Origin of the sequence: Luteolibacter sp. (assembly GCF_039920825.1) — a bacterium.
GTDB lineage: Bacteria > Verrucomicrobiota > Verrucomicrobiia > Verrucomicrobiales > Akkermansiaceae > Luteolibacter.
Window position 1 is genome coordinate 80,002 of sequence record NZ_JBDSCX010000029.1, and the last position, 19,956, is coordinate 99,957.

General features: G+C 58.8%; 23 protein-coding genes. 8 read left to right on the forward strand and 15 right to left on the reverse strand.

Annotation, left to right across the window (positions count from 1 at the left end):
- Window positions 1-7: 7 nt before the first annotated feature.
- From ABIQ96_RS07765 to ABIQ96_RS07780, 4 genes are all read right to left on the reverse strand, one after another.
- Window positions 8-1,024, reverse strand: coding sequence for a hypothetical protein (locus ABIQ96_RS07765; RefSeq protein ID WP_348214002.1), 1,017 nt, complete (start codon window positions 1,022-1,024; stop codon window positions 8-10).
- A gap of 133 nt (window positions 1,025-1,157) precedes the next feature.
- Window positions 1,158-2,183 (reverse strand): glutamine synthetase beta-grasp domain-containing protein, encoded by a 1,026-nt coding sequence (locus ABIQ96_RS07770; protein WP_348214003.1) that lies wholly within the window; start codon window positions 2,181-2,183, stop codon window positions 1,158-1,160.
- A gap of 133 nt (window positions 2,184-2,316) precedes the next feature.
- Complete coding sequence (locus ABIQ96_RS07775) at window positions 2,317-3,156, reverse strand: PP2C family serine/threonine-protein phosphatase (protein WP_348214004.1); 840 nt, start codon at window positions 3,154-3,156, stop codon at window positions 2,317-2,319.
- A gap of 36 nt (window positions 3,157-3,192) precedes the next feature.
- Window positions 3,193-3,606 (reverse strand): serine/threonine protein phosphatase, encoded by a 414-nt coding sequence (locus ABIQ96_RS07780; protein ID WP_348214005.1) that lies wholly within the window; start codon window positions 3,604-3,606, stop codon window positions 3,193-3,195.
- Between the two features lie 144 nt (window positions 3,607-3,750).
- Here ABIQ96_RS07780 and ABIQ96_RS07785 point away from each other — a divergent pair, with 144 nt between their 5' ends.
- Entirely contained in the window at window positions 3,751-4,179 is a 429-nt protein-coding gene (locus ABIQ96_RS07785; RefSeq protein ID WP_348214006.1) for a YlbF family regulator, read from the forward strand.
- A 68-nt stretch (window positions 4,180-4,247) separates the two neighbouring features.
- On the opposite strand, the gene ABIQ96_RS07790 is transcribed toward ABIQ96_RS07785, so the two are convergent.
- Genes ABIQ96_RS07790 through ABIQ96_RS07805 form a run of 4 tightly spaced genes read right to left on the reverse strand, consistent with a single transcriptional unit; the run spans window position 4,248 to window position 7,035 of the window.
- Complete coding sequence (locus ABIQ96_RS07790; protein ID WP_348214007.1) at window positions 4,248-5,015, reverse strand: 6-phosphogluconolactonase; 768 nt, start codon at window positions 5,013-5,015, stop codon at window positions 4,248-4,250.
- A 13-nt stretch (window positions 5,016-5,028) separates the two neighbouring features.
- Complete coding sequence (locus tag ABIQ96_RS07795) at window positions 5,029-5,487, reverse strand: RidA family protein (protein WP_348214008.1); 459 nt, start codon at window positions 5,485-5,487, stop codon at window positions 5,029-5,031.
- A complete protein-coding gene (locus ABIQ96_RS07800; protein ID WP_348214009.1) occupies window positions 5,484-6,536 on the reverse strand; it encodes a M23 family metallopeptidase in 1,053 nt (350 codons plus the stop codon). Before ABIQ96_RS07800 ends, ABIQ96_RS07795 begins: the two co-directional genes overlap by 4 nt.
- Window positions 6,537-6,546: 10 nt before the next feature.
- Complete coding sequence (locus ABIQ96_RS07805) at window positions 6,547-7,035, reverse strand: hypothetical protein (protein WP_348214010.1); 489 nt, start codon at window positions 7,033-7,035, stop codon at window positions 6,547-6,549.
- A gap of 152 nt (window positions 7,036-7,187) precedes the next feature.
- On the opposite strand from ABIQ96_RS07805, the gene obgE reads away from it, so the two are divergent.
- Genes obgE through ABIQ96_RS07820 form a run of 3 tightly spaced genes read left to right on the forward strand, consistent with a single transcriptional unit; the run spans window position 7,188 to window position 9,048 of the window.
- Complete coding sequence (gene obgE / locus ABIQ96_RS07810) at window positions 7,188-8,240, forward strand: GTPase ObgE (protein WP_348214011.1); 1,053 nt, start codon at window positions 7,188-7,190, stop codon at window positions 8,238-8,240.
- Between the two features lie 8 nt (window positions 8,241-8,248).
- On the forward strand, window positions 8,249-8,641 hold the full coding sequence (locus ABIQ96_RS07815; protein WP_348214012.1) for a gamma-glutamylcyclotransferase family protein: 393 nt from the start codon (window positions 8,249-8,251) through the stop codon (window positions 8,639-8,641).
- Window positions 8,642-8,643: 2 nt separating this feature from the next.
- Window positions 8,644-9,048, forward strand: coding sequence for a hypothetical protein (locus tag ABIQ96_RS07820; protein WP_348214013.1), 405 nt, complete (start codon window positions 8,644-8,646; stop codon window positions 9,046-9,048).
- Between the two features lie 31 nt (window positions 9,049-9,079).
- Here ABIQ96_RS07820 and ABIQ96_RS07825 read toward each other — a convergent pair whose 3' ends face one another.
- On the reverse strand, window positions 9,080-10,012 hold the full coding sequence (locus tag ABIQ96_RS07825) for a hypothetical protein (RefSeq protein ID WP_348214014.1): 933 nt from the start codon (window positions 10,010-10,012) through the stop codon (window positions 9,080-9,082).
- A gap of 235 nt (window positions 10,013-10,247) precedes the next feature.
- On the opposite strand from ABIQ96_RS07825, the gene trmD reads away from it, so the two are divergent.
- On the forward strand, window positions 10,248-10,937 hold the full coding sequence (gene trmD / locus ABIQ96_RS07830; protein WP_348214015.1) for a tRNA (guanosine(37)-N1)-methyltransferase TrmD: 690 nt from the start codon (window positions 10,248-10,250) through the stop codon (window positions 10,935-10,937).
- A 59-nt stretch (window positions 10,938-10,996) separates the two neighbouring features.
- A complete protein-coding gene (locus tag ABIQ96_RS07835) occupies window positions 10,997-11,491 on the forward strand; it encodes a GNAT family N-acetyltransferase (protein ID WP_348214016.1) in 495 nt (164 codons plus the stop codon).
- Window positions 11,492-11,496: 5 nt separating this feature from the next.
- Here ABIQ96_RS07835 and nadD read toward each other — a convergent pair whose 3' ends face one another.
- Complete coding sequence (nadD, locus tag ABIQ96_RS07840) at window positions 11,497-12,075, reverse strand: nicotinate (nicotinamide) nucleotide adenylyltransferase (RefSeq protein ID WP_348214017.1); 579 nt, start codon at window positions 12,073-12,075, stop codon at window positions 11,497-11,499.
- Between the two features lie 25 nt (window positions 12,076-12,100).
- On the opposite strand from nadD, the gene ABIQ96_RS07845 reads away from it, so the two are divergent.
- Window positions 12,101-12,679, forward strand: a complete 579-nt coding sequence (locus ABIQ96_RS07845) for a hypothetical protein (RefSeq protein WP_348214018.1) — start codon at window positions 12,101-12,103, stop codon at window positions 12,677-12,679.
- Here ABIQ96_RS07845 and ABIQ96_RS07850 read toward each other — a convergent pair.
- The 4 genes from ABIQ96_RS07850 to bioD all read right to left on the reverse strand — a co-directional run bounded on the left by ABIQ96_RS07850 (window position 12,676) and on the right by bioD (window position 17,043).
- A complete protein-coding gene (locus tag ABIQ96_RS07850) occupies window positions 12,676-12,918 on the reverse strand; it encodes a hypothetical protein (RefSeq protein ID WP_348214019.1) in 243 nt (80 codons plus the stop codon). The two genes, ABIQ96_RS07845 and ABIQ96_RS07850, sit on opposite strands and share 4 nt — an antisense overlap.
- Before the next feature lie 28 nt (window positions 12,919-12,946).
- Window positions 12,947-14,200 (reverse strand): transcription antitermination factor NusB, encoded by a 1,254-nt coding sequence (locus tag ABIQ96_RS07855; protein WP_348214020.1) that lies wholly within the window; start codon window positions 14,198-14,200, stop codon window positions 12,947-12,949.
- Window positions 14,201-14,773: 573 nt separating this feature from the next.
- A complete protein-coding gene (locus tag ABIQ96_RS07860) occupies window positions 14,774-16,339 on the reverse strand; it encodes an arylsulfatase (RefSeq protein WP_348214021.1) in 1,566 nt (521 codons plus the stop codon).
- Window positions 16,340-16,407: 68 nt separating this feature from the next.
- Window positions 16,408-17,043, reverse strand: a complete 636-nt coding sequence (gene bioD, locus ABIQ96_RS07865; RefSeq protein WP_348214022.1) for a dethiobiotin synthase — start codon at window positions 17,041-17,043, stop codon at window positions 16,408-16,410.
- Window positions 17,044-17,137: 94 nt separating this feature from the next.
- On the opposite strand from bioD, the gene nadB reads away from it, so the two are divergent.
- On the forward strand, window positions 17,138-18,751 hold the full coding sequence (nadB, locus tag ABIQ96_RS07870; protein WP_348214023.1) for an L-aspartate oxidase: 1,614 nt from the start codon (window positions 17,138-17,140) through the stop codon (window positions 18,749-18,751).
- Here nadB and ABIQ96_RS07875 read toward each other — a convergent pair.
- Window positions 18,748-19,686: a PmoA family protein gene (locus ABIQ96_RS07875; RefSeq protein ID WP_348214024.1), complete on the reverse strand. Its 939-nt coding sequence runs from the start codon at window positions 19,684-19,686 to the stop codon at window positions 18,748-18,750. The genes nadB and ABIQ96_RS07875 overlap by 4 nt on opposite strands.
- Window positions 19,687-19,956: the final 270 nt, after the last annotated feature.

The window sequence follows — 19,956 nt, forward strand, 5'->3', positions numbered from 1 at the left end:
GGGCAGATCAGGCTTTGAGAAATCCGCGTGCCGCCAGATTGTTGAGGCGGCGGGCAATGTCGCCAAGGCCGTCAGCGGTGACCTGCGTGTAGCTGCGTCCGTCACGGGTATCAATGCCATGGCCAGAATCCAGCTTCCGCACCAGTTCGAGCGCCGGGTCCGTGTGATCGAAGACCTCTACGAAGATGTGTTTCAGCTCGCCGGTCTTGGCGGCGGCGGTCATCAACGCGCTGATCCAACCATCGTCCGTGGAAAGACAGCCGCGTGTGGTTTTGGCCGAAGCGTGGAAGACGCCGAATTCACCGGCTTCCGCGATTTTCGTGATCAACGCCTGGTTTTCCGCGATGGTCAGGCCGGAGTCGCCACAATGCGCGGCATCGACGAGGAGTTTGAAGAACTTTTTCCCGAGCGCCTTGTTAGCGGCCTTCACGAACGACCAACCGCGATCGACGTTGGTGAAGGTCTTGAACTCGCCGGGACGCAGGAACTCGATGTGCCAGTTCTCGATGCAGGATCCCTCGACACCCGCTTCCTGATAGACACGCATGTGGACTTTCACATTCTGCTCGATGGCAGCATCGAAGGCGGCTCCTTCGCGGGCGACATCCGCGCTCATCCATTCCTCGATCGAAGTCGAGGAAACGTGGCGGATGCCGTGTTTGATCGCGGCCTTGAGGCTCTTCACGAGTTGCGAGACTACGGCATCTTCGTCCGTCGGGTTCATCGGATTCGCACCGCCGACCATGATGATGAAATGCACTTCCAGATCCATTGACTTGAGCCCGTCGATCATCTCGGTGACCTCGTCCTCATTGGCGGAGGCGAAGAATGGGATCTGCACGATGCTCATTTTCACCGGAGAAACCTCACACAGGATCTTCATCTCCTTGAGCACCCGCAACGTGCCGTCCGCATCGCGGGGAAACTTGCCGTTCTCATCGGGAACGATGCCGCCGACGAATTTGAAATGCGTCGTGACGACGCCGAGCTGGACCTTGGGTTTAAGAGTGATTTTCTCAGGCATGGACCGAGTAAAATGGCGGACATTGAGCGGGGGAAGCTTGAATTTTTCCAAATCCACCACAGGACCTGTATACAGAAAAACCGCCTCCCCGATAGGGAAGGCGGCTCGATGGAATCAATGATTCAACTCAGGCTCAAGGAGCGGGAACCAGCGAGATCGTCTTAAGGATCCGCGAAGCGATCTGATAGGGATCACCTTGGGAGTTCGGACGGCGGTCTTCGAGGTAACCTTGATACTTGTCGCCCTTGACGAAGCTGTGCGGGACGCGGATCGAAGCGCCGCGGTCAGCGACACCATAGGAAAACTTGTCGATCGCCTGGGTTTCGTGAAGGCCGGTGAGGCGCATGTGGTTGTCGGGTCCGTAAACGGCGATGTGTTCTTCGACGTTGTCGGCGAAGGCGGCCATGAGTGCTTCGAAATAGGCCTTGCCGCCTTTTTCACGAAGGATCGTGGTCGAGAAGTTCGCGTGCATGCCGGAGCCGTTCCAGTCGGTATCACCGAGTGGTTTGCAGTGGTATTCGACGTCGATGCCGTATTTTTCGCAAACGCGGTTGAGGAGGTAGCGGGCGACCCACATTTCGTCAGCGGCCCTCTTGGAGCCTTTGCCGAAGATTTGGAATTCCCACTGGCCCTTCGCCACTTCGGCGTTGATACCTTCGTGGTTGATGCCAGCGTCGAGGCAGAGGTCGAGGTGCTCCTCGACGATCTGGCGGGCGATGTCGCCCATGAACTTGTAGCCGACGCCGCAGTAATACGGGCCTTGACCGATTTTCGGGAAACCATCGACCGGGAAACCGAGAGGACGTCCGTCCTGATAGAGGAAGTATTCCTGCTCGAAACCGAACCATGCGCCGGGATCGTCGAGGATCGTGGCACGGCCATTGGATGGGTGAGGGGTGGTGCCGTCGGGCATCATGACCTCGCACATGACGATCGCACCGTTCTTACGGGTGGTGTCTGGGTAAATCGCGACCGGCTTGAGCACGCAATCCGAGCTCTTGCCTTCGGCTTGCTGGGTGGAGCTGCCGTCGAAGCCCCAGAGAGGGAGCTCTTCAAGCGTTGGAAAACTGGCGAATTCTTTGATCTGGGTTTTTCCGCGGAGGTTTGGCACGGGGGTGTAGCCGTCGAGCCAGATGTATTCCAATTTGTATTTGGCCATGATAATGGTTGGTTTTCAGTGATTACGTAATTATTCTCAGAAATCCTTGGAGTTAAGGGGTCACCCACAGCCGCCAAGGATTGACTGACACTCATGAATCAGCATCATGCGTGCCAAGCCAAGGTGGTTTTCGTCAGTCATGATCGACTGCTCCGGAAAGAGCGGAAATCGCGATGACGATGAGGCTTGTATCGTCGATTCCGGAGTTGTCGATAGCGCGTTTTAAGAGAGTTACAGCGATGGATGCCGGGTCTTTTCCGTCTGCGGCGAGGGCATTGGAAAGGTGTCTCTCCGACAGCCCGTCGATGAGTCCGTCCGAGCACACGAGGAAGCGGTCGCCGGGCTCGTAGGCGATGGCCGCAAAGTGGGGATTGACCCGTGCATGACCGCCACCCACGACTTCGTAAAGAGCGGCCCTGCGAGGGTGAGATCGGTATTGCAGTTCGGTGATTTCGCCTCGTTTCCACTGGGCCCAGGCGTAGGAATGGTCACGGCTGAGTTGCTCCAAAACTCCTTCACGGGACCGGTAGATCCGTGAGTCGCCGATATTGGTGAGATAGAGATTTTCCGGAGTGAACCAAGCAAGGGCGAGAGTGGCGGCCATGCCGGATTTGTCGGCGCAACCGTGCGCGGCGGCGTTGATCTTTTCGTGGACCGAGCGAATCGCGTCACCGAGGTGGCTGAGGGAATCGGGGAAAAATCCGGAGGCGGCCGCCTTGAATGTCTCCGGGATGATTTCCGTCATCTGCTGGAGAATGGTGGACGAGGCGATGTCACCGGCATTTCCACCACCCATGCCATCGGAGACTGCGAACACGAGGTCATGACTGGCCAACGGATGGCTACCGGTTTCCGCGAGGATTTCGGCGCCGTCAGGACCGGAGGCGAAGGCGATCAGCGAATCGTCATTGCGCGGTTTCCGCGAACCGCTGTGGGTGAGGGCTGCCCAATGAAGGATCGCGGCTTCGGTCACGGATGGGTTTGGGTTTGTGGGGAGAAAGCGGCGGGTTCAATTGTCCGGTAACTCGAGTCCGGGCGGTGGTGGCAGGATTTCCGCCAGCTCGAAATCGATGATGCAGAAGTGCCCGGCCTTATCGTTGTAAGTGATGTTGCGTGGCTCGGCATCAAGGTGGCGGATCCCGTATTCGCGCTCCAGTTTGGCGAAGAGCTTGTCCGATTTTTCCTTAGAAATCTGCGTGGCGGGCTTCCCGCAGTTGGTGGAAACGAAATACAATTCCTCCGGATGCTCCTCCAACAGCCGCGGCACATAAGGGCAGCCGCGCTCTTCCAGCACCTTGAGCACTAGCACCTCCATGGCATAGCGTTTGTCGGCGTCGGTGCCCTTCAGCCGCTTGTGGACGTTGCCGTAGAAATCGATCCGCACATTCGAGCGGATGCCGTCTTTAAGTGGGTCGATGGCCATGCGCGTGCCACGACGAAAGTCAGCCGGGCGCTTCCTGTCACGCTTTTGTTCCCTAGCGGGTATGGAAATTTCCTGTAAATGCCCGTTGCCAGTCCGGTTTTACGACGTTATTGACGGGACATGTCCGCTGTCGCTGAACCAACCATGTCACTTGTCGCTGAAGACTCCGCCGTGATTACGAAAACCAAGGAGCTTTGCGCCCAGATCGCTTCAGATCCTTTGTTTCTCAAGCTCCAAGGCGATGTCGAACGTTTCCTGAGTGACGACGCCGCCCGCCTTCAATACCAAAGCGTCCATGAACGCGGCGAGGAGCTTCACCACAAGCAACACGCCGGCATCGAGCTGGGTGCCGCAGAAATCCGCCAGTTCGAAAGCGCCCGCGACGCTCTTTTCGAAAACGAAATCGCGCGTGATTTCCTCTCCGCGCAGCGCGAACTGGAAAACCTCCAGAAGGAAATTGGCAAGTATGTCGGCAGCACGATCGAAAACGGCCGCGTCCCGACCGCCGAAGATCTCGAGGACAAGGGCGGCGGTTGCTGCGGCGGCCACGGTGGTGGCGGATGCTGCAGCTGAACGATTTTAATTTCTCCTAACGGCCCGTCATCTCCGGATGACGGGCCTTTTTTTGTCCGCTCGATCGGTTAGTCCTGTGCTAGAACGGAAGCGGCGGCTTGATCAAGAAACACCTGCGCGGCGGGATGCGTCTTCAGATAGGATGCCGTCACTTTCGGGGTGACTGGACCGATGATCGCCCGCCGGACGACGCGGGACTTTTTGAGCCCCCAGGCCATGAGTATGATCTTGCGGGCCTCGAGGATGGTGCCGCAGCCCATGGTCACGGCGTGGATAGGGACGTTTTCGATTGCGCCGAAATCAGGAACCGCGTCCTCACGGGTCGTATCTCCCAAGATGACCCGGGAGGTGCGGGAGTTCATTGGCGTCCCCGGTTCGTTGAAGCCTATGTGGCCGTTGCGTCCGATGCCGAGGATCTGGAAATCAATGCCACCGGCATCGGTGATTTCCTTTTCGTAGGCGACGCAATGCGCCTTGATTTTTCCGCTAGAAAGTTCGCCGCGGAGGAAGTGGATGTTTCCCTGCGGGATGTCGATGTGATCGAAGAGATTCCGCTGCATGAAGTTGCGGATATTCGCCGGGTGGTCGGTTTTCAATCCGAGGTATTCGTCGAGATTGAAACTGATGACATTTCTGAAGGAAAGCCCCTCTTCCCGATAGAGATAGATGAGTTCCTCGAACAACGGAAGCGGGGTCTTGCCCGTCGAGAAGCCAATCACGGCGTTGCGACCGAGAGTGGCGCGCTCGCGGATCAACAGCGCCATCTCGGCGGCGACTTGGGCGCTGGCGGAATCCGGATTTTCAAAAATCCTGAAACGAATCGTCTTTTTGGCCATGGAGTGCTGTGTCTCAACCTTCCACTTCCACGATCAGATTGATCTCGACCGCCACGTTCAAAGGAAGCGCCGCGGCACCCAGTGCGGTGCGTGAATGTTTCCCCTTGTCGCCGAAAATTTCGACCAGCAGCTCGGATGCGCCGTTGATCACTTGCGGATGGCCGAAAAAGTCAGGTTCGGAATTTACGAAACCATTCAAGGCGACGATTTGCTTCACCTTGTCGAGCGAGCCAATCTCATCCTGGATCACCGCCAGGCGGTTCAGCACGATCATTCGCGCGCCTTCCTTCGCCTCGTCGATGGACACGTCCGTCGGCACCTTGCCGATGACTTTTTTGTCGCCGTCGATCGGGAGACCGCCTGATAGAAACAGCAGGTTGCCGCTGCGGACGCAGTTCACGTAGGCGGCGACAGGAAGGGGAACGGCGGGCAATGTTAGGCCGAGCGAAGTGATTTTTTCAAGGATACTCATGGGTGCGGAGGATGTGCTGGAGTCGGTGCTGCAGGAAAATCGTTGGTGAGCAGTGCCACCAGTTGTTTGCCTGAATTGCTCAGAGTGGCGTGGGTGCCATCGCCACTCACCAACCCGCGGGTCAGGTAGCGGTGGGGAACCGTCGCCGGCCGGATTGAGACGATGGTAGGGGCGACGACCTCACGCGGGCTTGGCGCGAAAGTGACCGGCAGCCCGGTCGCGGTGAAGCTGATCTCCCAGGATTTCGTCGAACTGTCCGGTGTTCCCCGGGCGATCCATGGATAACGGGTTACGAAATCCGGCGTGCCGGCCGCGGGGACTGCGACTTTGAAATAAGCCGGTGTCGCGGTGATGAACTGGCTGAACTGCAGATCCGGGTTTGCCTTTTGCTCGAGGAAAAACCGCGAAACCTCGCAGCCGGTGATATTCATGCCGTTGTAAATCCCGTGAAAGTTCGTTCCACCGCCGTTCTTCTTGTGCCAGTCGTCGTAGCGGGTGCTCATCACCATTCCGAGTTCGACGTGGCAATGGGCGCGTGTTTTATCGATTCCGACTCCGGTGAATCCCATCCGGCCGAGAACCGTTCCCGGACTTACAGCATCTCCCGGCTTGACCAAAATTTCCGCGAGATGGGCGTAAAGCGAAACGACTTGCGAGCCTTCCCACGAATGCTCGACGACGATGTATTTTCCATAGTTGCTTTGGCCTGCGACCGGGCTGATGTGGACCACCCGGCCTGCCGCGATGCTGGAAACGAGATCCATCGGATTTCCCGAGTTATCCCGTTTCATCGGCGCGATATCGATGCCTTCATGGAATCTCGTCATCACCACATCTCCGTTGATGCGCCTCGCCTCCCGGACAAATCCAAACGAGCCGCCTTCCCAAGCCCTGTTGACGTGTCCTTCGAAATTCAGGTCCACATACATGAAGAACTGCTCAGGTTCTCCGCTGAACAAATGCTGGTTTTCTGTCGGGAGACGAAGGTCGATGGGCTCGGCGCGGAGCAGGCCAGCCATCATGAGGGCGAGAAAAATGAATCGGATCATCGCAAATTGGTTATTTTTTCTTTTTTCCTTCCTGGCCGGTGCGCGGCAACTCCGAGTCCAGTAGCGTGACGTCTGCCAATGTCACCCCTTTCCAAATCACCATCCGCCCGTCGCTGACTTCCTTATCGATCATCACCCCGTCCACCACCCGGCCGTTCACTTGGACGATCATCCAGCTCCCTGCGTTATTGTTGGTGATCGCCGCCAAACGGGTCACCGCACCGCCCTTGAGCGTCAAAACCAACCCGTAGCCATCTCCCACATCGGAGGGAAAGGGGACGAAAGATGCGACGTCATTGATGCTGATCTCCGGCGAGCGCAGAAAAGTGCGCATTTTCCCGTTCGCCATCTGGGTGAAAGTCATCTTCGGATTGTCGGTCGCCGCCGTTTCCATGTGGAATGTGATCGACGCCTTGTGCTCCTTTTTCCCCCCGGCGAAACCGGCCGGAGCCAAGGCCAGGACGACCATCATCGTGAGTGCTGCGATGCGTGATTGCATGCCCGGAGTGAACCACATCGTCACGATCCCGGAAGAAAAATCCGCTTCTCCGTGATCGCGGCATCTCTTTGCCGTTCTTTGGCTAGGGTGGCAAAAAGCCCAACTTTCACCATTGCCGTTGACCCGCGTCCTTCCGCTGGCACTCTGCGCCCATGTTTATCGATCACATCCGCATTTTCGGAAAGGCCGGCGACGGCGGAAATGGCGTTGTTTCCTGGAAGCGTGAAAAATTCGTCCCCCGCGGTGGCCCCGACGGCGGCGACGGTGGCGCGGGCGGCGACATCGTTCTTGTGGTGGACAACTCCGTGGACAACCTCCGCGCGTATCACTACGACCCCAAGCTCATCGCCGAGGACGGCAAAAACGGCGCGGGTGGCCGCAAGACCGGTAAAAGCGGCAAAACCGTCATCGGCAAGGTTCCTCCCGGCACCGTCGTTTTCCGCAGCAATGCCGTCACCGTCCAGGAAGCCGTCGAATTCGAACGCAGCGCGGAAGGCATCGACCTCGAACCGATCGCCGACCTCACCGAAGTCGGCCAGGAATTCGTCCTCTGCAAAGGCGGCGATCCCGGCAAAGGCAACTGGAATTTCAAAACCGCCACCAACCGCACGCCCGTCGAGCACACGCTCGGCACGCCCGGCGAGGTCTCCGTTTTCTATTTGGAACTACGCCGCATCGCCGATGCCGGACTCGTTGGATTTCCAAATGCCGGGAAATCCACGCTCATCGGCAAGCTCTCCCACGCCAAGCCCAAGGTCGCGTCCTATCCGTTCACCACGCTCCAGCCGGTCGTCGGCGTCGTCGAGTTTCCCGGTTACCGCCGGTGCACCATCGCCGACATCCCGGGACTCATCGAAGGAGCTCATGAAAACCGCGGGCTCGGTCACGAATTCCTCCGCCACATCACCCGCTGCCGCGTGCTGCTCTTCGTCATCGACATGGCAGGCAGCGAAGGCCGTGACCCGATTTCCGATCTGGAAATCCTCCGCCGCGAGATCAAGGAATACGACGACGAACTCGCCCGGTTCCCGTGGAAGATCATCGCCAATAAAATGGACCTTGAGGGCGCTGCCGAGAATCTGGGAATTTTCAAGGAGCGCTTTCCGAAGATCGACATCATTCCGATTTCCGCCGAGAGTGAACTCGGTCTTGATGACCTCCGGCAGGTTCTCGACAACGAAATCGGCTACCGCCCCGACAAGTAACCCTCGACATGCCCCAGCCGTCCCCCCAGATCGTTTTCGTTTACGGCACCCTGCGCCGTGGCGGATCCAATCATTTCCGCATGGCCGGGGCGGACTTCATTTCCAGCGGCACCGTCAGCGGGCGGCTCTATCGGATCGACTGGTATCCCGGCCTCGTTCTCGACGAGACAGGGGATGAAATCCACGGCGAGGCGTATTCCGTGGACTCCGAACTCCTTGCCGCGCTCGATATCTTCGAAGGCCTTTCCGCAGGGGAAATCGAAGGCAGCGAATATCGCCGCGTCGCCGCCACCGTGATGCAGCAGAACAGCCAGCCAATCACCGCATGGGTTTGGGAGTGGCTCGGTCTAACCGACGAATCCCAGCGCCTCACCGATGGCGACTGGCTCAAGGAAGAATAACCATGGCCCGCCGCCCCATCGATGACCTGGATCCCGTCGAGTGGGCGGAATTGGTGAACCGCACCTGGATCGTTCACAACAATCTCAACAACAGCGCCCAGGACTGGATGGACTATCTGGATTCGCTCGAAGACGGCCGTCTCGTTCCATCCTGCGAAATCGCCCGCGCCATGTGCCAGGTCCGCGATCCGCTGGACGATCCAAAACCATGGTTCTACGCCGGCCTCTTCCACCTCGCCACCGCTGACGAGGCCCGCCGCTTTCTTCCCAACCACCGCGTCACCCGCGCCACCATCCCCACGATGGTGGATGACGATGCCGTCCTCCTTTGGTTAGACCGCATCACTCCTGAGACCCGCGTCCTGTTGGACCGCCTCCGTGCCGCGATCCAGCAGGTCGGCAAATAGGGGGAAAGGGAAATTGCTATCTCTTCTGCTGTCAGTGAGAACCGCTATCGAGCGCACTTTGGAGTTCTCGGGCTAAATTTGGGGCAATCATGAGAATGATTTTGAATTGGGACGGATGAATAAGCCGCAGGTTCTCAAGCATGACCTGTCCGGAAACATCAGCATTAGTTTCCTTCGGCTTGAAGGTCTGTGATTTGAGAAAAGGGAACACGGCGTCTGCGATCTGCCACGTCTCGAAAATGCCGCTACTTTGATCGACAGGATGGGCGTTTTTGAATCGCGGATGAACTGGAAAGGTAACCGCCGTATCGGACTCTTCCTCCGCCAGGTATTCTTTTTTCCAAGTGATTTGCTCCTGTTGGGGAGTCAGTGAACAAAGGTCCCAAGGCATGAACGTCGAATAGTCAGGGATTTCATACTCTTCAGCACCCATCAGCCAGAAGGGAGAAAGTATCAGGTCGAAGCGGGAAGTGGCAAATGATGGTCGAATCCCTGTTCCGTCTTCTGCCCGGTTTCGCTTGAAAGCGGCTTTGAGCTTCTCAAATTGTTCTCGCTGTTTCTGCATGACCTCTTTTGATTGCTCGCGATTGAGGCGGAGGCCATCAATCAGCGCTTCACGATACCAGCCGTTTTGGGCGACTCGATAGGCCAATAGTTCATCGTCAGTGCTTCGTTCACTGAAAGCGAACTGATCAAGCCCTGAATTTCTAAAATCCTCAAGAATCCACCCAATTTCCCTATCTGTCATTCCCTTCTCACACCGCGCCACATAGTCGGCCACGGGATCACCGTTCGACGGCAGGATGGGAGGCCGGATCGCGTGGCGGGTTTTCGCCGGCGGCGGAAGGGGTTTGTGCGCCTGGACATTGCTGGCGGCAGCGACCTGGATTTGCCGGACTGCCGTGAAGACAATGAGGCCGGAAATGATGAACCAGGCGATGATGAGCTTGTGGTGTTTGTTCATGGCCCGGCCGATGAACGGAACCTAATCGCCCGGCTGCGGGCTGGCGATGGGAATATGGAGGGTCGGACTGTGGCCGACCCGTCCGGAACGGTACTCGTCTATTGCGGATTGACGCGAACTGCGGGATGGCCGCCCCGGTCTCGGAGATCGACCCGCAATTTCCAAACAGGTTGGTCACAGTCGAACCCTCCTTTTGCAGGATTGAGCTTGTGAAATCGGGCGGCTAGCGTCGGCCATGCGGATTGATATTGTGACGTTGTTTCCCGAGGTGGCGCTGGCTCCGTTGAGCGACTCGATCATCCAGCGCGCCCGTGCGGCGGGGCTGGTGGAAGTGAACGGTCATCAACTCAGGGATTGGTCCGAGGACAAGCACCGGCGGGTCGATGATTCACCGTGCGGCGGAGGGCAGGGGATGGTGCTCCAGCCGGGTCCGTTATTCGCGGCGGTCGAAGCGTTGCGCGGCCCAAACACACGCGTCATTCTGATGACGCCGCAGGGCAGGCCGCTGAAACAGGCGGTGGTGCGGGAACTTTCCACCGCGGAGCATTTGCTGATCCTCTGCGGCCACTATGAAGGCGTGGATCACCGGGTGGTCGAGGCGCTGGTGGATGAGGAAATTTCCATCGGCGACTATGTTCTAACCAACGGCGCGCTGGCGGCGGCGGTGTTGTGCGATGCGGTGATTCGCCTTCTGCCGGGGGCACTCGGCGACGAACGGTCACCGGTGGACGAGTCATTTTCCGATCCAAATCTGTTGGAAGCTCCTGCCTACACGCGGCCGATCGATTTCCGCGGGAGGGCGGTGCCGGAGGTGCTGGTTTCCGGGCATCACGGAAAAATCTCGGCATGGAAAGAGGCCCAGGCATTGGCTCGGACGCGGGCGAACCGTCCGGATCTATTGGAACATCAATGCCCGGAGGATTAATTTCCGGGCGCGGGGAAAATTTCGTTTCGGGATTCCAAATTCGTGCCAAGATTCCCGCCGTGAACACCGTGCCGGACTCAGCCATGAAAAAAGCGGGGGATGACCGTCCCCGTGTGGAGCCCGCCACGATTGAGGATTTGCCGGCCCTGACGGAACTGGTGATGAATCTTTTGGACGTTTCCGGTGATTTCACTCCGGACCGGGCGCTGCAGGAGCGCGGCTTGCAACTCATTCTCGAACAACCGAGCCGCGGGCGGATTTTCATCGTGCGGAATGACGACCAGATCTTCGGGATGGTGAATCTGTTGTTCACGATTTCCACCGCGCGCGGCGGCTTCGTGATCCTGATGGAGGACGTGGTGATTCACCCCGATCACCGCGGACAGGGCTATGGAACGATGCTCGTCGATTACGTCGTGGAGTTCGCGAAGAAGAAGCAGTTCAAACGCATCACGTTGCTAACCGACCGGATCAGCGCGGAGTCACAGGAGTTCTTCAAAAAGCGCGGCTTCGAATATTCCAACATGATCCCGATGCGCCGGATCATCGACTGACTCCGTCATGGCTGATAGAGCCGTTTTTCCGTGATCCACTTTTCCACAGCCGGATCAAGATTGGAGATATCAGTTAGTTTTTTTGAAACAGCCTCGCGGATAACCGTCGCCGATGCCGGATGTTGCCCTTGGACGACATGGAGCCGGTAGCCATCGCGCGGAGCCGGGTTCTCGCCGCGGGCGAGGACGATGAACTCGACACAAGCTGCCAGTCGTTCGGGATTTTTCCACCGGGGGAGCGCGTCCCACTGGTCGCCGCCCATGATCCAGAACAAACGGGCGGCGGGAAATTTCTCCGCCATCGCCTCGGCGGTGAGATACGAGAAGGACGGGCCGGTCGTGGTGAGTTCGAAATCATCGACGACGGCCCACGACAGGCCGGCGGTGGCGAGGCGCAACATTTCGCATCGGTCCTCGCCGCTGGCGGGCGCGCTGCCGGTCTTGTGAGGGGAAATTTTGCAGGGCAGGAAGCGGACTTCGTCGAGTTGGAGGGAGTCCTTCGCTAAGGTCGCGAGATGGATGTGCCCGAGATGCACGGGATCGAAAGTGCCGCCGAAGAGTCCGATTTTTCGCGAGGCTGACATGGCAGGTGCTCGGAGCTTTACCGCGATGAAGATCCGTGACCAGTTTCTTCCACCTGTGACCGATGCTTTTCATATTCTTGGACTCGAATCCCGCCTGGTGATTTCCGATGAAATCGTGCGTGACGCCTACCGCGAGGCCGGCAAACAGGTCCACCCCGATGCGGGTGGCGGGGAAGGGGAATTCGCCACGTTGCGGGAGGCTTTCGCAATCGTTTCCAGCCCGTCGCGACGTCTGAAACATTGGCTGGAACTTCGCGGCACTCCCGGCGACGTCCGCGGCATCATCGACACCGCGTTGATGGATTTATTCTCGGAGGTCGGTGCCGTCACCCAACAAGCGGAGACCGTCATTCGCAAACGCGACGAGGCAAAATCCGCGCTCGTCCGCGCCATGCTCGAAGGCGAAACGCAACTCTGCCGCGAGGCGGTGGAGCGGACGATCGCCAAGGTGGAAACATCGATCGCAAACGAATGCGCGGCATTTCCCACCTACGAAAGCGCTCAAGATCCCGATGTCGAAGCCGCCTCGAAAACCGCGAGAAACCTCGCGTTCCTGGAAAAATGGCGGACCGGCCTGCGCGGGTGTTTTTCCCGACTCGTCTAACGAACCGGATGCGCCTTGGGCGGAGCCGATGGAGCGGGCAGCGTCGCTTTCGGAGCCGCAGGAGGAACTGCGACTTTAGCCTTCGGAATCGCGGATGAACTGGCCCCCGGCGCTGCTGCGGGGGCTGCGTCCTTCCTCGAAAATTCGGCGGTGTTGCTCAGATACCAGATCAGCGCCCCGCCGCCGACTACGGCGACGAAGGTGAAAAAGACGAGCAGGATGCCGAGGCAGGATTTCATGGGCGTTTTCTAGGTCGTGGGAACCGACCTAGCCAGCGGGAATTGTGGATTTCCGCTCGATCCGCGCTGCGAAGGCTCCGTCGGTCGCGTCGCGGAATGGCAGGGCATCGCGGGTGCCGCGGAGTTCGAGTTCCGGGTGATCGGCGAGAAACGCTTCGACCAGCCCGAGGTTTTCAGCGTGCTCGATCGAGCAGGTCGAGTAAACGATGCGTCCGCCGGGCTTGAGACAGGCGAGCGCATTTTCCAGAATCTTGCGCTGGGTGATCGTGATTTTCTCGATGTCCGGAGCCTGCAATCTCCACCGCACATCCACCCGGCGGCGGATCACCCCGGTGTTCGAGCACGGCACGTCGAGCAGGATGCCGTCGAAACTGTTGTGCCATTCCGTCGGCGCGGGCTTGGTCCAATCGTGGACGGAGACGCTCGCCTTGCACGCGTGCAGGCGTTCGAGGTTTTCCTCCAGCCGTGGCAGACGCTTTTCGTTAGAATCCGTGCAGACCAGTCCTTCGGCGGATCCCAGCGCTGCGGCGATGAGAAATGCCTTCCCGCCCGGAGCGGCGCAAGCATCCAGAATCCGCTCGCCCGGCTGCGGATCCAGCAGCTCCACCGAGTGGCGCGTCGCCGGGTCCTGGATGTAAACCGAGCCCGAAGCGAGCAGCGCCGATGGCAGCGAACCTTCCAATTGATAGAAACCCGCCGCTCCCTCCACCGCTTTTCCCGGCAGCGATTCCTGCGCCGGGGCGAGGGGATTCACACGGAAAAACGTCACTGCCGGAAGATTGTTCCACTCCATCATGGAAATCGCATTGCGAGTCCCGAAGGCCTGCCGCCATCTGTTATAAAGCCAGTCCGGATGCGAATGCGCGACCGGCTGCGGCAGATCGCCGGTTTCCTCAAGCAACCGCTTGCGCGAAAGCGTAGCACGGCGCAGCACCGCGTTGATCAGGCTGCGGACGCTGGCTTTGCCGGCCTCCACCGTTTCATTCACCGCGGCGTGGTCCGGCAGGCCGAGGATCAGCAATTGGCACAGCCCGACGCGCAGGATGTCGCGAGTTTCCGGGTCCAGCTTGCCATCGCGCAGCTTGCCGATCCAGTGATCTAACAATCTCCGGTGCCGCAGGACGCCGAAAAGGATCGCCTGCAACAGCCCGCGGTCCGCGGAGGAAAGTTTCCGGCGCTGGGCGTGGCGTTCGATCAGGGTCTCCGCATAATCATGGCCCTTGGCCCAGGCGCGGAGGGCGGAGACGGCGGCTTGGCGGACGTGGAAATTTTTGGCTGGCATGGAAAAGCTGAAGGAGAAACCCGCGATCACGTAATGTCGCGGAGGCCGCGGGTGGGGTAGGACTATTTCGCTGGCACGACAAATGACAGCAAAATCAGGCTGGTGGGCTCCGGGACCTCCCCCCCCGGAGCCAGCCAACCGCCCAGCCGCGGAAATGTTTTCCCGCTGGCTTTCTCCATTCGGAAATAACTCATCCCCATACGTCCAAGGATGACCGGAGCACATCCAAGGCAATGCGGTAGCCACCCAAGGGCCACCGGAACACATCCTAGGTAAAGCGATACCCGCCCAAGGGCGACCGAAACGCGTCCAAGGCAAAGGGGTACCCGTCCAAGGGTGACCGGAACACGTCCAAGGCAAAGCGATACCCACCCAAGGGTGACCGGAACACGTCGAAGATAAAGCGGTACGCATCCAAGGTCGAACGGACCACCACCAAGACGGTCTTATACTAAATTCTGCTTGTTTCTCCTCAACACTTCCTCGACTTACCGCAGTTAGGGTCAGGTGAGGAATGTTGGAACGGGACCCGCCGCGACTGGTTGGTGGGGCTTCCGCGTTTTTCTCCCGCCGTTACTTCGGATAGACGTGGCTGGCTTTCGCCCATTCATTCCATTGGCTGGAAAGCGCTTCGACTTTCTCCGGCATTTGTCCTGAGAGGTCTTTCAATTCGGTGCGGTCTTCGGCGAGGTTGTAGAGTTCCCAGCGGTCTGGTTTCACGCCGCCGGGTGGGGCGACTTTGCGACCGACGAGTTTCCAATCGCCATCGCGGACGAAGGCGTTGCTTTCGTGCTCCATGAACATCGGCTTGCTGCGGGAGAGCGTGCCGCCATCGAGGGCGGGCTTGAGGGAAATGCCGGGCAGCGGTGGTTTGTTTTCCGGGTATTTGGCTCCGGTCACGTCGAGCAGGGTGGGCATGATGTCGATGATCTGGCCGGGCGTGTTGATCCAGCCATCGCGTTTCTTGATCCCGGCGGGCCAACTTGCAAAGAAGGGGGCTGAGGTGCCGCCCTCATGAGCGAAATGTTTGTAGAGGCGGAACGGGGTGTCGGAGGCATTCGCCCACGCGGTGCCGTAAGAGACGTTCCACGAGGCGTTGCGTGTGGCGATGTCCTTCACTCCGGGATTTCCTAGAATGCCGTTTTCGCCGCACGCGCCGTTGTCTGATAGAAAGAGGATGAGTGTGTTGTCGAAGCGGTTTTTCTCCTTCATATAGGAAACGAGCTTGCCGACGTTCTGGTCGAGCTTGTCCACCATCGCTGCGTAGATGGCCATGCGCAGGTCCATTTCATCCTGCTTCTCGGGTGACAGGGAATCCCACGCGAGAATCTCCGGATCGCGCGGCGAGAGCGGCCATTTCTTGTCAATGAGGCCAAGCTGGAGTTGCTTTTCATAGCGTTGCTTGCGCAGCGCGTCCCAACCGATTTTGTATTTCCCTCGATATTTGGCGATGACGTCCTCCGGTGCCTGAAGCGGCCAGTGCGGGGCGTTGTAGGCGAGGTAGAGGAAGAACGGTTTTTCGGTTTCGCCGATGAAACTGATAGCGTGGTCGGTGAAGGCGTCGGTGGTGTAATAGGGGCGGTCGGTGGTGCTTTCCGGATTGGGCACAGGGTCGTTGCCGGAGGTGATGCCGCGTTTGCCGCCGGGTTTGAAGTAGTTGGTCGCACCTGATAGAATGCCGTAGTATTTTTCGAAACCGCGCTGCAAGGGGCGGAGATCCTCGGTGTCCTGACCGAGGTGCCATTTGCCCGCCATCAACGTGGCGTATCCAGCGGGTTTCAAAACCTCGGCGATGGTCGCGCAGTCGTGGTTGAGATAACCCTGATAGGCGGGAGGGCGGCCGGCAGGATATTTTTCGTCAGGCTCCTCGGTCATGTGGCCGATACCGGTCTGGTGGGGGTGCTGTCCCGTGAGTAGCGAGGCGCGGGTCGGACAACAGCGGGCGGAGTTGTAGAACTGGGAAAACTTCACGCCACCGGCGGCTAGAGCGTCGAGGTTCGGCGTGGCGATTTCACTGCCGTAGCAACCCAGATCGGAGAAGCCCATGTCATCGGCGAGGATGATGATGACGTTCGGCTTTTCCGCCGAGAACACCGAGGAGACGAGCAGTGAGGTGAGAATGAGGACGCGACGAATCATGATTTCCAGTTACGTAGGTGAATCCCCGGGCTTTCGCAAGCGGTGGAAATCGTGCCTTCGAAGCTGGATCAACCCAGAAGCCGGAGAAACGCATCCACATCGAGGAAATCCTGACCGTGAATGAGATGATCGAGGAGAGGGACGCCGGTGAGGTCCTCGACGACGCCCTTGTTGGTAATCATGGCGGTGTCCATTTCATCCTCCAATTGGTTGAGAATGATTCCGGCGCAGGTGAGGCCCTTGGCGCGGATCGCCTCGACGGTGAGGATGATGTGGTTGAGCGCGCCGAGCTTGTTTCCAGCGACGAGGATCACGGGTAATTTTAGATCCGCGGCGAGATCGGACACCCGGTAATTGGGGGCGATCGGCACTTCCCAGCCGCCGACGCCTTCGACGAGAACCGTCGCGTGTTGCGAGGCGAGGTGCTGAAATCCGGCTAACAAGTCGAAGGGATTCACCGTTCGGTTTTCCAACATGCAGGCGACGTAGGGAGCGACCGGCGTGTTGAGATAAACGGGGTTGATTTCATCGATATCGATCCCGCCGGATGCGGCGGACAGGACGGCTGCATCCTCGCGATCCCCACAGGAGATTGGCTTGTAGCCGACGGCGTCCTGGCCCTCGTTCCGCAGGGTCTCCAAAATCAGGCGCGTGACGTAGGTTTTGCCGACTCCCGTGTCCGTTCCCGTGATGAAAAAGCTCATGCGGGAGGGGTGGCTTGCGGCGGCGGCGGGGTCAAGTCGGGTAAGTGACAATTTTGCCTTTTCCGCAGGAAATCCCGGTTCATGCTGCGACCACATGACAGCAGATTTCCTGGTGATCGGCGCTGGTATTGCCGGACTTTCATTTGCCTTGCGGGCAGCGAAACATGGCTCGGTGATCGTGGTCACGAAAGGCGAGGCCTACGAATCGAACACGGCTTGGGCCCAAGGTGGAATTGCTTCGGTGCTGCCCGAAGAATGGCGCGATCCCGGCGATTCGGAAGAACTCCACGTCGCCGACACACTCGATGCCGGTGCCGGGTTGTGCAAAGAGGCCGCCGTGCGGACGATCATCGGCGAGGGCGCGGCAGCGATCGAGGATCTGGTGGACTACGGCGTCTCTTTCGACAAAGAAGGCGGGCATTTCCAGTTAGGCAAGGAAGGCGGCCACTCGCATCGGCGGATCCTCCATGCCCGCGACACGACGGGGCGCGAAGTCGCCCGGGCACTGATCGAAACAGCACGCAAGACGCCGAATCTGACGCTGCTGGAACACCATTTCGTCATCGATCTCATCACCACCGCGAAACTCGGTGCGGCTATCGACGACCGCGTGCTCGGGGCCTACGTGCTCAATACCAAGACGAACGAAGTATCAGTTTTCCGCTCTGATCGGGTCATCCTCGCGGCCGGCGGTTGTGGAAAAGTCTATCTCTACACGACCAACCCCGATTCCGCGACCGGCGACGGCGTGGCGCTCGGCTGGCGGGCTGGCGCGTCCATTGCCAACATGGAGTTCATCCAGTTTCATCCAACCTGTTTCTACAACCCCGGCGCGATCGGACCCGAGGCGCGTTCGTTTCTCGTCAGTGAGGCGGTGCGTGGCGAGGGTGGCATTTTGATAAACGCAAAGGGCGAGGATTTCACGAAGAAAATCGACCCGCGTGGTTCCCTGGCTCCCCGCGACATCGTCGCCCGCGCCATCGACCGGGAAATCAAACGCACCGGCGCGACTTGCGTCTATCTGGACGTCACTCATAAGCCGAAGGGCTTCATGAAGGAGCGTTTTCCCTACATCTATCAGACATTGCTGAAATTCGGCCTCGACTGCGAAACTCAGCCGATCCCCGTCGTTCCCGCCGCGCACTATCAATGCGGCGGCGTTCTGACCGATGTGAACGGCAAGACCACGCTGCGCGGACTTTTCGCCGTGGGCGAAGTGGGCTGCACCGGCCTTCACGGCGCGAACCGTCTTGCATCGAACTCATTGCTCGAAGGCAATGTCATCGCCCGCCGCGCGCTGGAGGAAATGATGAAACTCTATCCGCCCGGCAAGTTTGTCCCGGAACCACCGCCCATCCCGCCATGGGAACACGGCGACACCGCCGAGCCGGACGAGCTCGTCGTCATCTATCACAACTGGGACGAGATCCGCCGCCTGATGTGGGACTATGTCTCCATCGTCCGCACCGACAACCGCCTGCGCCGGGCGACGGCACGCTTGCGGAATTTGAAAAAGGAAGTCCGCGAGTTTTACTGGGGCCACCGCGTCAATGCTGACATCCTGGAACTCCGCAACCTGGTGGCTGTCGCCGGCCTCATCGTCGAGTGCGCCACCCGCCGCAAGGAATCCCGCGGGCTGCACTACACGCTGGATCACCCGAATACGGAAGAGCGCTTGTGCTCGGACACGGTGTTGCGAAAATTCTAACGAACCTTCGCATACTCCTGCCACCAAGTCTCGGCGGCTTTGGCGTCCGGCTTTCCATCCGCAACGACGAGGCGGTAGCGGGCGACGTATTTTTCTCCGGGAACAATCTCCATTTCACCAAGTTGCTGCGGGGCGAAGCAGAAAAACGGTTGGTCGGGATTCGCTCTCACCGGTTGAGGGAAACGGAAATTCGCAGGGTGGCAAAGGATGGTGACGCCGCACGTTTCACCATCGACCTTGCCGCCGACCCAGCACCATCTCTCGCGTGAGGTGTTGAGTTTCACCCGGTCGGTCAGACCGGATGCGGATAGAAATTCGCAGTTTGCCGGGCCGTTCCATGCCGCGTTTCCGCGGAAGCCGAAGCCGCCGTAGTGATACTCCGGCAGCTTGAGCGGGGAAGGGGTGGCGCAGCTCTGGGTCGAGGTGAAATCGATGACGTGGGTTTCGCCAGTAGTTGAAACTCCGACCTCCCAAGTTTCCAACAAGACAACCTTGGGAGGTGTCGCACTGAGATCGATAAATTGATGACGCGCCGTGAAGCCTGCCTTGCCATCTTTTTGCCAAACATCATTCAGCGCGACGAATTCCACCGATCCCGTTCCGTCGCCCATGTTCCAGAAATCCGGATGGCGGCCTTCGAATTCGGTTTTCGTCCACGGACTCCAGACACCGTGGTGGTGCAGGTGGTCCGCTGGGAAATCGTCGGTGACGAGTTTTCCCGCAGGAGTGTGAATGGATTGGATGTAGCCTCCGCGGATAAATTTTTGAGAAATTTCCGGTCTCGGTAAATCACCGGGCTCCGCCTGATAGCGCAGAATCTCCTTTTCTCCCGAACGGATGACCATCTGTTTGCCCTCGCGTTTTGCCGTGACCTCATCGGCGAAGAGGAGTGACGGTGCGCAAATGAGCAGGCAGAAGATCGTGACGAATTTCATCCGCCCCGATACGCGCAGGTTTTGTGGGGATTTCAACCACAAGAAGGGTGGGACTTAGGGACACGCTCATTACGGACAAAAGAAAAACGCGAGCTGAGATATCCCCCCGGATCTCACAACTCGCGTCTTTTTCAGAGCCACTTTGCTTTGGCTGGTTCGGTTGACTTCCCCCCGGAGATCAAGAACGAACAATGTTGGCCAGGTTTGCGGCTTTGAGTTCTAAGTCGCCGAAGCGCCTCAGAACGAGATCAAGTTGCCTGAAAATCAGGA

Bases quoted from the DNA above. Each gene is read 5' to 3' on its own strand.
- ABIQ96_RS07765 (WP_348214002.1), bottom strand. From the start codon at position 1,024: ATGCCTGAGAAAATCACTCTTAAACCCAAGGTCCAGCTCGGCGTCGTC.
- ABIQ96_RS07770 (WP_348214003.1), bottom strand. From the start codon at position 2,183: ATGGCCAAATACAAATTGGAATACATCTGGCTCGACGGCTACACCCCC.
- ABIQ96_RS07780 (WP_348214005.1), bottom strand. From the start codon at position 3,606: ATGGCCATCGACCCACTTAAAGACGGCATCCGCTCGAATGTGCGGATC.
- ABIQ96_RS07785 (WP_348214006.1), top strand. From the start codon at position 3,751: ATGTCACTTGTCGCTGAAGACTCCGCCGTGATTACGAAAACCAAGGAG.
- ABIQ96_RS07790 (WP_348214007.1), bottom strand. From the start codon at position 5,015: ATGGCCAAAAAGACGATTCGTTTCAGGATTTTTGAAAATCCGGATTCC.
- ABIQ96_RS07795 (WP_348214008.1), bottom strand. From the start codon at position 5,487: ATGAGTATCCTTGAAAAAATCACTTCGCTCGGCCTAACATTGCCCGCC.
- ABIQ96_RS07800 (WP_348214009.1), bottom strand. From the start codon at position 6,536: ATGATCCGATTCATTTTTCTCGCCCTCATGATGGCTGGCCTGCTCCGC.
- ABIQ96_RS07805 (WP_348214010.1), bottom strand. From the start codon at position 7,035: ATGCAATCACGCATCGCAGCACTCACGATGATGGTCGTCCTGGCCTTG.
- obgE (WP_348214011.1), top strand. From the start codon at position 7,188: ATGTTTATCGATCACATCCGCATTTTCGGAAAGGCCGGCGACGGCGGA.
- ABIQ96_RS07815 (WP_348214012.1), top strand. From the start codon at position 8,249: ATGCCCCAGCCGTCCCCCCAGATCGTTTTCGTTTACGGCACCCTGCGC.
- ABIQ96_RS07820 (WP_348214013.1), top strand. From the start codon at position 8,644: ATGGCCCGCCGCCCCATCGATGACCTGGATCCCGTCGAGTGGGCGGAA.
- ABIQ96_RS07825 (WP_348214014.1), bottom strand. From the start codon at position 10,012: ATGAACAAACACCACAAGCTCATCATCGCCTGGTTCATCATTTCCGGC.
- trmD (WP_348214015.1), top strand. From the start codon at position 10,248: ATGCGGATTGATATTGTGACGTTGTTTCCCGAGGTGGCGCTGGCTCCG.
- nadD (WP_348214017.1), bottom strand. From the start codon at position 12,075: ATGTCAGCCTCGCGAAAAATCGGACTCTTCGGCGGCACTTTCGATCCC.
- ABIQ96_RS07845 (WP_348214018.1), top strand. From the start codon at position 12,101: ATGAAGATCCGTGACCAGTTTCTTCCACCTGTGACCGATGCTTTTCAT.
- ABIQ96_RS07850 (WP_348214019.1), bottom strand. From the start codon at position 12,918: ATGAAATCCTGCCTCGGCATCCTGCTCGTCTTTTTCACCTTCGTCGCC.
- ABIQ96_RS07855 (WP_348214020.1), bottom strand. From the start codon at position 14,200: ATGCCAGCCAAAAATTTCCACGTCCGCCAAGCCGCCGTCTCCGCCCTC.
- ABIQ96_RS07860 (WP_348214021.1), bottom strand. From the start codon at position 16,339: ATGATTCGTCGCGTCCTCATTCTCACCTCACTGCTCGTCTCCTCGGTG.
- bioD (WP_348214022.1), bottom strand. From the start codon at position 17,043: ATGAGCTTTTTCATCACGGGAACGGACACGGGAGTCGGCAAAACCTAC.
- nadB (WP_348214023.1), top strand. From the start codon at position 17,138: ATGACAGCAGATTTCCTGGTGATCGGCGCTGGTATTGCCGGACTTTCA.
- ABIQ96_RS07875 (WP_348214024.1), bottom strand. From the start codon at position 19,686: ATGAAATTCGTCACGATCTTCTGCCTGCTCATTTGCGCACCGTCACTC.